The organism is Porphyromonas canoris, assembly GCF_000765975.1.
GTDB classification, from domain to species: Bacteria; Bacteroidota; Bacteroidia; order Bacteroidales; family Porphyromonadaceae; genus Porphyromonas_A; species Porphyromonas_A canoris.
The window spans coordinates 1-15,114 of the sequence record NZ_JQZX01000012.1 but is presented as its reverse complement, the minus strand read 5'-3'; the positions used below and the strand labels follow the sequence as shown (position 1 = coordinate 15,114).

General features: G+C 47.9%; 6 protein-coding genes and 1 pseudogene. 2 read left to right on the top strand and 5 right to left on the bottom strand.

Annotated elements, in window-relative coordinates:
• Positions 1-7: 7 nt before the first annotated feature.
• Both HQ29_RS06445 and HQ29_RS06440 read right to left on the bottom strand, forming a co-directional pair.
• Entirely contained in the window at positions 8-1,180 is a 1,173-nt protein-coding gene (locus tag HQ29_RS06445; protein ID WP_036865077.1) for an HNH endonuclease family protein, read from the bottom strand.
• 148 nt (positions 1,181-1,328) lie between these two features.
• A complete protein-coding gene (locus HQ29_RS06440) occupies positions 1,329-2,402 on the bottom strand; it encodes an adenine-specific methyltransferase EcoRI family protein (protein ID WP_052089924.1) in 1,074 nt (357 codons plus the stop codon).
• A 347-nt stretch (positions 2,403-2,749) separates the two neighbouring features.
• Between HQ29_RS06440 and HQ29_RS06435 the strand changes: the two genes are divergently transcribed.
• Complete coding sequence (locus tag HQ29_RS06435) at positions 2,750-2,929, top strand: DUF3853 family protein (protein WP_052089922.1); 180 nt, start codon at positions 2,750-2,752, stop codon at positions 2,927-2,929.
• Positions 2,930-3,502: 573 nt separating this feature from the next.
• Here the strand turns inward: HQ29_RS06435 and HQ29_RS06430 are convergent.
• Entirely contained in the window at positions 3,503-4,972 is a 1,470-nt protein-coding gene (locus HQ29_RS06430) for a sulfatase family protein (protein ID WP_235318034.1), read from the bottom strand.
• 36 nt (positions 4,973-5,008) lie between these two features.
• On the opposite strand from HQ29_RS06430, the gene HQ29_RS06425 reads away from it, so the two are divergent.
• Positions 5,009-5,773, top strand: a complete 765-nt coding sequence (locus tag HQ29_RS06425) for an alpha-N-acetylglucosaminidase TIM-barrel domain-containing protein (RefSeq protein WP_082226852.1) — start codon at positions 5,009-5,011, stop codon at positions 5,771-5,773.
• 666 nt (positions 5,774-6,439) lie between these two features.
• Here the strand turns inward: HQ29_RS06425 and HQ29_RS06415 are convergent.
• Together HQ29_RS06415 and HQ29_RS10625 are read right to left on the bottom strand one after the other, a co-directional pair.
• Positions 6,440-10,381: a leucine-rich repeat domain-containing protein gene (locus tag HQ29_RS06415; protein WP_036868508.1), complete on the bottom strand. Its 3,942-nt coding sequence runs from the start codon at positions 10,379-10,381 to the stop codon at positions 6,440-6,442.
• A gap of 927 nt (positions 10,382-11,308) precedes the next feature.
• A pseudogene (locus tag HQ29_RS10625) lies at positions 11,309-15,114 on the bottom strand (hypothetical protein); the annotation flags it as partial.

Here is a 15,114-nt window from a genome sequence, read left to right as displayed (position 1 = left end):
GGAACTTCTATTTATTTCCTTTCGATCTGTTGTGCGTCTTGCAGAGCATTTCGCAATTGGCAAGAGTTGTACTACCACCTTTGCTCCATGCTGTTACATGATCGGCATCCATCTCTGAGAGTTTGTAAATGCGTGTTTTATTGGCGTTTTCCCCAATGGCACACAGCGGACAGTTTGATTTCCCTTCTTTCTCTGCACGTTCTGTCTGTTGCTTGTAGGCCACCTTCTTATCCTTTTCGTCAAAGAAACGCACATCCAAGAGGTGAGTATGCTGCTCCCCACCTAATACATATTCATAGATATTACGTGGGCACTTGATGGCTTCATCAGCGATGAGTGCTTTCACCCGTGCTGTAATATGATCGATACTATAGGGTGTTGTGTGATATGTTTCATAGAGTCGCCCCCATTCGAGACCACACATTTCTCGATCTGTCATTGTGAAGGTGGTCGCAATCCAATCAATTACCGATCGAAAGTAGGACTCTAACCCTGTAATTACCTTATCATGCCTGTGCATACTCATGTAGGCATCCACAGTTTGCTGATGGCTTGTACTGACCCACTCGAGAGCAACCTTGAGATAATCTTGTCGCTTGACATCTCCTTTGATGTAGTGACTCCATTTATGGACTTCGGCATTCTGTGAGTTACTAAAAACTCGCTTTGCTGCATTGACAAACGAACCTGAATAAATAGCATTACGCAGTTCTTGTTCGTTAAGAGGTACGCCTACAATATTGATGGTCTTAAACCATTCTTTGACCTCTCGCTCCTCACCCTCGCAGACATACACCAAGAGTTTTGAGTCTAAGATGAGTTTTTGCTGTTCCACAGGCAAACCAGAGAAATATTGCATATTACCATTGGCATCTTCTATAGCAAACTTACCTGTAAAAAAGCGTCCTATAGATGTGATGCGTTGTTGTCCGTCCAGCACTTCATATTGGCCGTTTGCTGTACGATTAAAGTAAATCAACCCCAGAGGATAGGAACTTAAAATGGACTTAATAACGGCTACATCTTTCTTACCATCGTTATAGATATAATGCCGTTGATATTCGGGCTGTATCGTTAGCCTTCCATCTAGACCAAATAGTCCCTTTCCTTCTAGCTCATTGTAAACAAACCCTTTGCAGATATCTGCAATAGTCCATTCTGTATGTAGTTCTGTTTTCATTTATTGTTTTTGTATTTATGTAACTGAGTTGAAATCTTAGGGTGTACTGAAAGCGAAGGTAAAGGGTTTTCTAACGGACTTTGGCATAGAGAAAGTGGTATCGCACAGCCTCTTATTCAAAGTCAGAGAATCTACAAACGCATTTTTATTAGAGTAAGAACTTAATGAGTATTCGAGCATAGACCTCTTTATTATTGATACTAAATCGTTTACCTGGAATAGGATTATCCTCTATATATCGGTCTATCCCTAAGATTTCAAATTGCTCCGGACAATACTTATCCAAAAAAGAGATAGGAACGCCCATAACTCCATCATAATCTGAAGGGATTGCATCAGTAAAAGGAATTTCTATCGCATCATAATTATCGTAACGTTCATAACCCTCTTTTCCTTTCATTTTCTTGTTATAGCGCAGATTGTCCTCCATTGTCATAAGAGCCAGTGGCTGGTGACGACGTCCATGCTCGATATTGGAATACCAACAAGAATTGCCTAATCTTGTATAGTCTCCAATGTACCCTAACCGAGCCGCTTTTTGCTTATCTTTTTCATCAACCTTAGCACCTTTAGGAACTGCAAACACCATGTCCTTCCCATTCCCAGTGGCTCCCAGCCAGATTTTATTATCCTTGATGAGAGGGAAGACTTCTTTGTAGGTAATGGCATTCATATTGCCTATGATGGCAAACTTCTTATCTCCCTCCATAATCCAAGCGAGGAACTCACGGAAGAGCGAGAACGGAGGATTGGTAATGATAATATCGGCTTCATCCCTCAGAGCCGTTACCTCAGGGCTACGAAAGTCGCCAGTGCCCTCGAGATATTCCCATTCCAAGTCATCTATATCAATCTTGCCACTATGATTAGTGTCATGTGTAAGGGTGAATATTTTACCACAAATAGCCGACTTCTCTGCATTGTATCGAGGATCTTCTGTCTCGAATAGGGAGGGTTGCCAATCAGATTTGTAGTTCTTGCTCTCTTGAGCGAAGCTCGTACTAATGAGCTTCTTTAGTTCCAATTCTTCAAACTTAGCCACGAAGAAACGTGTGAAGTTACTCCATTCGGGATCATCACAAGGGAGCAACACCGTCTTGCCTCGGAATACTTCCGCATTATACTCTAAATAGGCATTCATCTCAGCCTCTATGTCGTGATATTGCGTATAGAATTCATCATTCTTAGCTGCTTTAGCATCTTTGAGGTTTCTATTTGCCATATATTCTATCTATAAATCCTATTTATCTTACAAAGGTACGAAGAAGCTTGCAGAGGGACGAGGGGATTTCCCTATTTAACACTGAAAAGCAAGAAGTGAGGATCGGGGAGGGCGAAACGTGGAGAGAGGCTCGGGGGCATGATACTCTGCGAGCCTCTTTTTGTGTCAAAATGCGTATTGAGAGTGAGGCTATGAGAGGCTTTGATTTCCTGCCTTTTCCCTGTATTTCCTGAGACTTCCTTACCATTTCATAAACAACGAATTAGCTCATACTTTCGCAGTGTCAGAGCTGACTAATGGCCCTAAGCGCAAGGGCAAAAGTATTCACAACTCAACTGCAATGAAGTATGATTTTAGAAGAACTTTTGGGCAAGCCCGTATGGCAGATGACAGGCGAGGAATTGCTCTTTCTTGCTCGCCACGGCTCACAGCCCAGCAATACGAATACGGAGGAAAAAACCTCCAAAGAACAAAACACCATGTGTATGATCATGATCTCTCTGGAATCGCTCATTTTTCAGCTATAATTCCTATCACTATCCACATCAAGCAAGGTAGATGATTATCTTTAGGTGCAGATCTTGCGCTTAAATAGCTAATTGCAAAACGGAAGGTTAGTTCATTTGTTCCATGCAAGGAAGATAATTTTGTCCCAAGTATTTTTGAGTTCGGCTTTTAGGTGTCGTAAGTATCATTTTGACAATTCACGACTCATGCGATATACTCCCTTTTTATGCACAAAAATAAGATCACGGCTCTCTTTGTCTAAGATATACGTACCTCTGCTTGTATCTGTCGAGACGCAGATAGTCCTTTTCGGATGGGTTTGGCAGTCTTCTAATATCCATTATCTCAACAAACCTTTTTGGACAGATCAAATAACAGCATCAGAACCTTTGGAGAAGTAGTACATTTCTACTCCGATGTCCGAATTTTCAATACGATCCTCTGCTTGATATTTAGGGGTAAAATTGCCCCATCAATAAGCAATATGTCCAATTCCGGAAGTTAATTTTTCATTTACTTCTAAACAAAAAAAGGGGAAGAGACTCGCCATGATCGGTGAGCCTCTTCCCCTTTTTTCCAAACAGCCGGAGGCTTTAGGGATTGCGTTCTTTCTGAAGGATTGCTTGCATCCGACGGACGATGTCGGGGTGCTTGTCGGCAACGTTGTGTCGTTCTTCCGGATCGGATGGGAGGTGATAGAGCTGCTGACGGGGGAGGTAGCCGGTCTCGATCTTCGGCCCCCACGTGATCATGGGTGCTCCGTTGGACGGCTCTATGTATTTCCACTCCGGTGTGCGGACGGATAGGGTCTTGTTGGCAGCCTGCCCGATCACATGAGAGCGGTGCGGAGCATCGTGCCGACCAAGCCATGCGGAGAGCGCCGGGCGACTATCGGAAGCGGCACCGGACGAGAGCGTGATGTCGAGGAGGTGGGCAAAGCTCGCCAGCCAGTCCGCCTGACTCACGACACGGTCGGAGGTGCCTTTGCCCTGCTGCCCTCTGCGCCAGGAGAGAATCGCCGGGACGCGAGTGCCGCCCTCGAATGCACTGTACTTGAATCCGCGCAGACCTCCCGACGGGCGGTGTTCTCCAAGAAGTTCTTCGGCTCTGTCCTCGTAGCCATCATCGACGACAGCCCCATTGTCGCTGGAGATGAGGATGATGGTGTTGTCTCTGATGCCGAGCTCGTCAAGGGTGCGAAGGAGTTCGCCCACAGCCCAGTCGAACTGTACGATGGCGTCTCCCCTCAGTCCCATGCTGCTCTTTCCCCGGAAGCGAGGATGCGGAAAGCGGGGGACGTGGACATCGTTCGTGGCATAGTACATGAAGAAGGGTTGGTCCTTGTGCTCGCGGATGAACTGCACGGCTTTCGCAGTGATGCTGTCCGCGATGTTCTCATCTTTCCACAACGCACGACCTCCTCCCCGACTGTAACCGATGCGGCCAATGCCGTTCACGATCGCCATGTCGTGCCCGTGAGAAGAGCGCAGCTGAAGGAGCTCCGGATGTGTCCGTCCCAGAGGTTCTCCCGCGAATGGTCGCAGGTAGCTCACTTCGATGGGAGCAGACGGATCGTAGTTGGCAACGGTATCTTGTTCGATGAAGACGCAAGGAGTGCGGTCTGCAGTGGCAGCCATGATGTAGTGGTAGTCGAATCCCAAGTCTTTCAGTCCCATCGTAAGAGGCTTGTTCCAGTCCTGCTTGCCTGTCTCCGGCCCAAGACCAAGGTGCCACTTCCCGATGGCTGCCGTGGCATAGCCCGCCTGCTTGAAAAGATCGGAGAGGGTAAACTGCTCCGGCTTGATGATCATTCCTGCATCACCCGCCGCAACATCCGTCCCGGGCTTCCGCCACGCATACTCTCCCGTGAGCATACCATATCGGCTCGGCGTACTCGTCGCAGCCATGGCATAGGCGTTGGTGAACCGGACTCCTTCCTCTGCCAGCTTGTCGATATTGGGCGTCTCCACGCCTTTAGCTCCATAACAGCCCAGGTCTCCGTAGCCAAGGTCATCGGCATATATGATCAGCACATTGGGACGATCTTTGCTCTGTCCCCACATCGCCAAGGGAAAGCTTAGAAAAAGCGAACCAACGAGATATTTCTTGTTCATAAGTCTTTCGTTTTTATCTTCTCCGCAAAAATAAACTTTATTCTCTATAAGGAGGAGATTAAAGACTTCATTGCGCATCCTGTGTTTGGTGCCTGGTGGCTGATGGGCAACTTGGAGGGCTGGGGAGGTCCCGTAAGCGATACTCTGATAGAGCAGCAGAAGGAGTTGCAACAGAAGATTCTCGGACGGATGAGAGAGTTGGGTATCGAGCCGGTCATGCAAGGCTTCTATGGCATGGTGCCGACGACGCTCAAGGATAAACTCTCTGCCGGCATCATCCCTCAAGGCAGATGGGCAGGAGGATTTCAACGCCCCGACTTTTTACTTCCCACGGATCCGAACTTCAAAAGAGTGGCGCAGATCTATTACCAGGAGATGAAGCGGCTGTATGGTAATGATCTCAGACACTTTGGAGGAGATCCATTCCATGAGGGAGGGAATAGCTCCGGAGTAGATGTTGCCCTTGCTTCGTCCGCCATCCAAAAGGAGATGATGCAAGCCTTTCCGCAGAGCTGTTGGGTGCTGCAAGGGTGGGGAGAGAATCCCGGCACAAAGCTCTTGCAGGGTCTTGACAAACGGCATGCGCTTGTGATCGAGCTGTTCGGGGAAAACACCGACAATTGGGAGAGAAGAAAGGGCTACGAAGACACTCCGTTTCTCTGGTGCAATGTCAGCAACTTTGGGGAGAAGAATGGTCTGTATGGCAAGCTGAAGGCATCCGAACCGAAGCACCGGACTACTTCGAGATAGAAAAAAGATGGATCGATGCCCCGACAATCCCCTCCACTCCCCGTATATCTTCCGATAGATACCGGGAAATCTTGGAGCAGCTATCCATTGGGAATTAAGCCGGATTAAAGTCCATCTTCTCCTCCTCCATCCTCAGCTTTTTCTCTCCTTATTTTCATCTCTCCTAAGGGTTATCTGCAACTCCTTTCGTAAGGGGGCGAATTTCTTTCCGCAAGGAAATATTTCCCCTTTGGCCACGTAATATTTCCTCCTTGGCCACAAAAAATTCCCCCCTTGCCCACAAAAATTTTTCCTCTTAGCCACAAAAAATTTCCCCCTTGGCCACAAAAATTTTTCCCCTTGGCCACGAAAATTTTTCCCCTTGGCCACGCAATTTTTTTCCTTGGCCACAAAAATATTTTTTCTTGGCCACAAAAAATTATTTTCTTGGCCAAGGAAAAAAAATTTTCTTGGCCAAGAAATTTTGACGCTTTCCGCAAAGAATTCTTTCCGCCTCCGAAAACACTTATTATGAAGCACTTACAGCCCCGGGGAAAGTGTCCCGCTCCGCTTGCTCTTCTACCCTGCTGTTCCTCTTCCGTTGCGACACAAAAAAAGCAGCGCCGGCACTTATCATCGTACCGGCGCTGCCTGCATTTTTTCTACCTGTTTCCTCAAGAACAGAGATTATGGAACGGGGTCAAGAGATACCGTCCAGCCCTTGTCCGTGGCTATCTTCTTGTCGCACTCATCCGTGCCCGGATTGCCGTGGATGTAGATGGTCTTCTCGCCTCCCACCACCCCGGTTACATCGGGAAGCGTTCGGAATATCTCGTTCAGTGTCTCGGCACTCAGCTTACAGTTGCGGCAATACAACATATCGTTTATGCTGCCGGAGATCTTCAAAGAGCTCAGATCCTTGTTGTTGTCGCAGCCGAAGACGGTCAGATTCTTGTTGTTGCTCAAATCCAGGGAGGTGAGGTTGTTTACGTAGCAGTCCAGATGTTCCAAAGCCGTGTTCTTGCTCACATCCAGCGCGACGAGCTGATTCTTGAAGCAGTTCAACTCCGTCAACAAGATGTTATTGCTCAAATCCAGGGAGGTGAGGTTGTTCCTGTCGCAGTAAAGCACTATCAAATCCGTGTTTTTGCTCACATCCAAAGAGGTGAGCTGATTTTCGTAGCACATCAGCGCTAGCAACATGATATTCTTGCTCACATCCAAGGTTGTAAGCTTATTCCTGTCGCAGTGGAGATCCGTCAAATCCGTGTTCTTGCTCACATCCAATGTTTCTATCCGGTTGCCGTAGCAGTACAACTCCTTCAGTGCCGTATTGTCTCTCACATTCAAGGAGGTGAGCTTATTATTGTTGCACTTCAATATTTCCAAAGCCGGGTTGTAGCTCACATCCAAGGAGGTGAGGAGATTGTCGTGGCACTGCAACCTTTCCAAAGCCGTGTTCTTGCTCACATCCAATGTTTCTATCCGGTTGCCCTGGCAGTACAACCCCTTCAGTGCCGTATTGTAGCTCACATTCAAGGAGGTGAGCTTATTATTATAGCAGCCCAACCCTTCCAAAGCCGTGTTGTGGCTCACATCCAATGTTTCTATCCGGTTGCCCTGGCAGTACAACTCCTTCAGTCCCGTGTTGTCGCTCACATCCAAGTCCGTGAGCTTATTATTATAGCAGCCCAAATATCTCAAAGCCGGGTTGTCGCTCACATCCAAGTCGATGATTTCTTGATTACTGCAGTTGAGGGCGGTTACCTTTCCATATATGGTGAAGTCAGAGAAACGGAGGGTGTACTCTTGGAATCTTCCAAATACGGTTACTGCCTCGCCTGCGTCTTTAACATCGTTATCATTCAGGTCTATCCAGACATCCGGACGATCCGGCGCATCCGCATCCAACAGAAGTGTGATCTTGGAGCCGACCGGTTTCTCTGTCGTCAGAACCATCTCCCAAGGAGAAGGAAGCCCCGCGACATCCACTTTCCATCCCTTATATGTTGCAATATCGGGATGACAAGCAGCCGCTCCGGGATTGCCTGTAATAAGGATCTTCTGGTTGCCGGTGAGTCCTCTCACATCGGGAAGTGTCCGGAAGATCTCGTCCAATACGCTTTCGCTCAGGTTACAATTGGAAAGAACCAAGCCATAGTTTAGGGTGCCGGGAACTTCCAGATGTGTCAACTCTTTGTTATCACGGCTCTCCAGATAGGTCAGATTCTTATTGTTGCTCAAGTCTAAACGGGAGATCTTATTGTTACCGCAATACAGATACTTCAAAGCAACGTTCTCGCTCACATCCAGTTCATCGAGAAGATTCTTAGAGCAAGAGAGCCGGACGAGAGCCGGGTTCTTACTTACATCCAATGTGGAGAGCTTATTCTCCCTACAGTTCAAGTCTTCCAAAGCAATGTTCTTGCTCGCATCCAGTGCCGTGAGGCCATTTTTCTCGCACCGCAGCGTGGTTACCTTTCCATATATGGTAATGGTCTTGGCTCCAAGCGTGTACTCTTGGCTTTTGCCAAACTTGGTTACGCTCTCACCCGCATCTTTTTTCTTGTTGTTGTTCAGGTCTATCCAGACTTCCGGGCGGTCCGCGTCATCTGCATCTATGCTAAGATTGATCTTTTCTCCGACCGCTTTCTCTGTCGTCAGCACCATGCTATTGATAAGAGGAAGCCCCACGACATCCACTTTCCATCCTTTTTGGGTGGCTATTTCGGGATGACAGGCGTCCGCTCCGGGATTTCCTGCAACAAAGACCTTCTTATCGCCAATGCTTTGCCCTGTTACATCGGGAAGAGTTTTGAATATTTCGTCCAGTGTCTCTGCGTCCAGCTTACAATTGAGGCTGAACAGTGCATTATTTATACTGTTGGGAATCTTCAGAGAGCTCAACTCTTTGTTGTCCCTGCAATCCAAATAAGTCATCTTCTTATTACCACTCACATCTAAAGAAGGGAGGAAATTTTCGCTGCAAGACAAGACAATCAATGCTGGGTTCTTACTCACATCCAACGAGGTGAGGCTGTTGCCGTTGCAATACAACTCTTGCAAGTCTGCGTTACTGCTCACATCTAAAGATTTCAGCCCGATCTTGTTACATAAAAGTTCGGACAAAGCCGTGTTTTTACTCACATCCAACGAATTGAGAGGATTAGAGTGGCAGACCAGCTTGGTCAGCCGTATATTTTCACTCACGTCCAAAGAGCTGATCGAAGAGCCAGAGCAGTCCAAATAAGTCAGCTTTGTGTTTTTGCTGACATCCAAAGCAGTAAGTTCATCTATATCGCAGCATTCCAGCTTTTCCAGTTCCGTGTTCTTACTCACATCCAACGAAGCGAGAGGATTCTCGAAACAGAGCAATTCTTTCAAAGCCGGACTTTTACTAAGATCTAACGTTTTGATTCCTGCCGCGGAGCAGTTAAAAACAGTTATCTTTCCGTACACGGTAATGGTCTGAGAGCCGAGCGTGTATACTTGTTTTTCGTCAAACGTGGTTACACTCTCTCCTGCATCTTTGGTATTGTTGTTGTTCAGGTCTATCCAGACATCCGGACGGTCTGCGTCATCTGCATCTACCAAAAGCCAAATCTTCCCGCCAACTGCCCTCTCCGTGGTCAAAGAGATCGAAGGCAGATCCTCTTCCACGCCATCGCCCAGGATTCTCAGGCTGTTCTCTTTCCACTCCGCCTGCACACGATAAGCCTTGCCGGCAGTCATCGAGAACGCTTTGGCTCTCTTTTTGTTGGCCGAGAGTTTGGTGCCATGCTCCGTCTGCATGGATATGCCGAACTCCGGAATGTTCTTTCCCGTAGGGCGATGCCAAACGGCAAACGTGTGAGTCGCTCCCGGTGCAATGCCGATGCCGGATCCCGCTGCTTCCAAAGGGTTTGGCTTGTCTCCGTCTGCTGACACCACCTCGTCAGTCATCGGTTTGTAGAGATAGTGCTTCCCGTTGCCGGGCAGATAGCGCCACTCATCCGCTCCCGGATCGGTGCCGTAGAGATGACAGTTGAGCACTTTCAGCTCCGCATCCGAGCTGTTCTTGAGATCGACATACTCCACACTCCCGAGATGTGCGAACGGAAGAAGCATTTCGCCCGAAGCCGCCATATCTTCGGGCTCCACTTTGAGCTTGGAAAGGACGGGAACGGCAATATCCGACAGACGATCGCCTCGCAAGGGCAGAATGTCCAAAAAAATCTCTTTGTTACGAATACTCACTCCCTCTCCCGGCACTCCGCAGAATGCGTGAATGGTGTACTCTTCCGCCGTGTCTATGATCTCGGGCACTTCGATGTCCAGCTTCGCACTTTTGCCTTCCTGACCGATGCTGCCTACGACCACCTCCACCGGTTCCGTAAGCCGTGCTCCTTGCTCGAAGACGAACGTTACCTTATCTCCCGACTCCCAGCGGGCCGAAAGGATGTTCTTGACAGCATCATTTTCCAATGCCACTCGTGTTGAAATGCCGTCCTGAGGCATGGATGCCGTAAAGGTAAGCTGCCGCTCTTTCTGTCCCGGCAATAGTGATTCGCGTTCGTTTTGACAGCCTGCCAACAGGAGGGCCGACAGCAGAAAAAACGATAGTAAAAATTTAATAGAGATACGTTCCATCTGATTTTTGTTTTTATTAGTTTCTCATTCGGTACTTACAACGCATAAAGTCTCAGGGATCGCCACCCACGGCCGGGCGTATGTTCGGGCGTGGCTTCTCCCGTATATCGTGGTGTCCTAAAGGTACAAAGATTCAAAAACAGAACCAAAACTTTAGTCATAAATACCGACACGAACCAACTTTTCTCCCCCAAAAGCACCTCTTCTCAGCAAAAAAACTCAAAAAAAACAAGCCAAAAAGTTTTTCCAAAAACGGGAAAAAGTTTCGGAGAGAGAGGAGATCGTTCATTTCCCGTCATCATGAAAATTCATTTCCGCACGCAGATAAAAATATGTTCGCAAGCATAAAAAATATTTCCAATTCGTATAAAAATATATTTTCCTGCCTATGAAAATATATTTTTATGCCCGGATCGCCACAACTCTTATGCTAAAGAAAATACTTTTTCTGCGCACGCAGATATTTTTTCGTCNATGAAAATATATTTTTATGCCCGGATCGCCACAACTCTTATGCTAAAGAAAATACTTTTTCTGCGCACGCAGATATTTTTTCGTCCGCATGGAAATTTTTTTCTATGCCCATGAAAATTTTTTTTCTTGGCCACGGAAATTTTTTTTCTTACCTACGAAAATTTATTTTCTTACCTACGAAAATATTTTTTCGTGCGCACGTAATTTTTTTTTCGTGCGCACATAAATTTTTTTTCGTGCGCACGTAAATTTTTTTTTGTACGTACGAAAATATTTTTTGTACGTACGAAATTTTCATGCTCTCCGAAACCGACCTTTTCTCTTTTCCCGATTCCGGTTTTCCGTCTCGGCACAAAAAAAGCAGTGCCGGCACTTATCGCACCGGCACTGCCCGAATTTGTCTACAATATTTTACGCCCTGCCACTTCGGGGTGAGGGAAATTCCCCTCAATCTTAATCAATATTAACCGTCCACCCTTTGTCTTCGGCTATCTTCTTGTTGCACGCATCCGTGCCCGGATTACCTTTGATCCAGATCTTCTTCTCGCCGGAGGTCTGCCCTTTTACATCGGGAAGTGTGCGGAATATCTCGTTCAGCGTCTCCGTGCTCAGCTTACAGCGGAAGACCCACAACGCATTATTTATGCTGCTCGAGATCTTCAAGGAGCTCAGATTCGGGTTATTCGAGCAGGCGAATCGTGTCAAAGCCGTGTTCTTGCTCACATCCAGGGAGGTGAGGGAGTTCTTGTAGCACTCCAACTGCTCCAACTTGGTGTTCTTGCTCACATCCAGGGAGGTGAGGGAGTTAGAGGAGCAGTACAACTCTGTCAAAGCCGTGTTCTTGCTCACATCCAGAGAGGTGAGGGAGTTACGGGAGCAGTCCAAATAAGTCAAAGCCGTGTTCTTGCTCACATCCAGAGAGGTGAGGGAGTTAGAGGAGCATATCAACCATTCCAACTCGGTATTCTTGCTCACATCCAGCGAGGTGAGGGAGTTATTGTCGCACGCCAACACTGTCAAAGCGGTGTTCTTGCTCACATCCAGCGAGGTGAGGGAGTTATTGTCGCACGCCAACACTGTCAAAGCGGTGTTCTTGCTCACATCCAGAGAGGTGAGGGAGTTAGAGCCGCAGTGCAACCTGGTTACCTTTCCATGCACCGTAACGGTCCGGGAGCCGAGTGTGTACTCTTTATTGGTGCCAAATTCGGTTACGCTCTCGCCTGCATCTTTGACCTTGTTGTTGTTCAGGTCTATCCAGATATTCGGATGGTCTGCCGGTTTGGCATAGATCTTAAGCTTTATCTTCTCGCCGACGGCTTTCGTTGTCGTCATCGTCATGCTGTTGCCGGCAGGCGGAGGAGGAGGAGTATCTTCGACATCCAATTTCCAGCCTTTGTCTGTGGCTATCTTCTTGTTGCACGTATACGTGCCCGGATTGTCTCTGATATATAGCTCTTTCACCCCTTCTGTCTGCCCTTTTACATCGGGAAGTGTGCGGAATATCTCGTTCAGCGTCTCCGCACTCAGCTTACAGCCGTTGACCCACAAATCATCATTTATGCTGCTCGAGATCTTCAAGGAGCTAAGATTCGGGTTATTCCCGCAGGAGAATCGTCTCAAAGCCGTGTTCTTGCTCACATCCAGCGAGGTGAGGGAGTTATAGCCGCAGTACAACACTGTCAAAGCCGTGTTCTTGCTCACATCCAGCGAGGTGAGGGAGTTATAGGGGCAGCCCAACTCTGTCAAAGCCGTGTTCTTGCTCACATCCAGCGAGGTGAGGGAGTTAGCGATGCAGAGCAACTCGGTTACCTTTCCATACACCGTAACGATCCGGGAGCCGAGCTTGTACTCTTGATAGGAGCCAAATACGGTTACGCTCTCGCCTGCATCTTTGACCTTGTTGTTGTTCAGGTCTATCCAGACATTCGGACGGTCTGCCGGCTCGGCGTCGATCCGAAGCTCTATCTTCTCGCCCACGGCTCTCGTTGTCGTCATCGTCATGCTGTTGCCGGCAGGCGGAGGAGGAGTATCTTCGACATCCAATTTCCAGCCTTTGTCCTTGGCTATCTTCTTGTTGCACGCTGCCGTACCCGGATTGTCTTTGATATATAGCTCTTTCTCGCCTTCTGTCTGCCCTTTTACATCGGGAAGTGTGCGGAATATCTCGTTCAGTGTCTCCGCGCTCAGCTTACAGCCGTTGACCCACAACGTATTATTTATGCTGCTTGAGATCTTCAAGGAGCTAAGATTCGGGTTCTTTTCGCAGGAGAATAGTCTCAAAGCGGTGTTCTTGCTCACATCCAGAGAGGTGAGCTTGTTAGAGTCGCAGTCCAACCGTTCCAACTCGGTATTCTTGCTCACATCCAGCGAGGTGAGGGAGTTAGAGACGCACATCAACTCTGTCAAAGCCTTGTTCTTGCTCACATCCAGCGAGGTGAGGGAGTTATAGGAGCAGTTCAACTCTGTCAAAGCGGTGTTCTTGCTCACATCCAGAGAGGTGAGGGAGTTAGAGAAGCAGACCAACTCTGTCAAAGCCGTGTTCTTGCTCACATCCAGCGAGGTGAGGGAGTTCTTTTCGCAGTCGAACCTGCCTACCTTTCCATACACCGTAATGGTCTGTGCACCGAGTGTGTACTCTTCGGAGTTAAATACGGTTACGCTCTCGCCTGCATCTTTGACCTTGTTGTTGTTCAGGTCTATCCAGACATCCGCTTGGTCTTCCGGTTCGGCATAGATCCAAAGCTTTATCTTCTTGCCCACGGCTAGCGTTGTCGTCATCGTCATTTGGTTAGGAACAGACGGAGGAGGAGTATCTCCGACATCCAATCTCCAGCCTTTGTCTTCGGCTATCTTCTTGTTGCACGCCGCCGCTCCCGGATTACCTTTGATATATAGCTCTTTCTTCCCTTCTGTCTGCTCTTTTACATCGGGAAGCGTGGTGAATATCTCGTTCAGTGTCTCCGCGCTCAGCTTGCAGTCGTTGCAGTCCAAATAGTTGTTTATACTGTTACTGATCTTTACGGAGCTTAGGTTTTTATTCTTCTCGCAGTCCAGAGATGTCAGAGCCTTGTTCTTGCTCACATCCAGCGAGGTGAGACTGTTAGAGTAGCAGACCAATCCTGTCAAAGCCGTGTTCTTGCTCACATCCAGGGAGGTTATCTTCTGACCATAGCAGTTCAAGTAGCTTACCTTTCCATACACCGTAACGGTCTGTGCAGCGAGTGTGTACCCTTTATTGATGCCAAATTCGGTTACGCTCTCGCCTGCATCTTTGACCTTGTTGTTGTTCAGGTCTATCCAGATGTCCGGACGGTCTGCCGGTTCGGCATTCATGCGCAACTCTATCTTTTCGCCTACCTTTTTCTCTGTCGTCATCGTCATGCTGTTGCCGGCAGGCGGAGTATCTTCGACATCCAATTTCCAGCCTTTGTCTGTTGCGATCTTCTTGTTGCACGCTGCCGTACCCGGATTGTTTGCGATAACAGCTATCTTTCTCTCGCCTTCGGTCAGCCCTTTTACATCGGGAAGTGTCCGGAATATCTCGTTCAGCGTCTCCGCGCTCAGCTTGCAGTCGTTGACCCACAACGCATCATTTATGCTGCTCGAGATCTTCAAGGAGCTTAGATTCGGGTTATTCGAGCAGGAGAATATTGTCAAAGCAGTGTTCTTGCTCACATCCAGCGAGGTAAACTTGTTAGAGTCGCAAGTCAATATTTTCAAAGCCTTGTTCTTGCTCACATCCAGCGAGGTGAGGGAGTTATAGTAGCAGCCCAACAGTTGCAAAGCCGTGTTCTTGCTCACATCCAGCGAGGTGAGAGAGTTAGAGTAGCAGACCAAGAATTCCAACTTCGTATTCTTGCTCACATCCAGCGAGGTGAGGGAGTTAGAGTAGCAGTCCAACCGTGTCAAAGCTGTGTTCTTGCTCATATCCAGCGAGGTGAGGGAGTTAGAGTAGCAGTACAACTCTGTCAAAGCTGTGTTCTTGCTCACATCCAGGGAGGTTATCTTCTGACCATAGCAGTTCAAGTAGCTTACCTTTCCATACACCGTAACGGTCTGTGCCGCGAGTGTGTACCCTTTATTGATGCCAAATTCGGTTACGCTCTCGCCTGCATCTTTGACCTTGTTGTTGTTCAGGTCTATCCAGACATCCGCTTGGTCTTCCGGTTCGGCATTGATCGAAAGCTCTATCTTCTCGCCCACGGCTTTCTCTGTCGTCAAGGTGATGGAAGGAAGATCCTCTTCCACGTCTTCGCCCA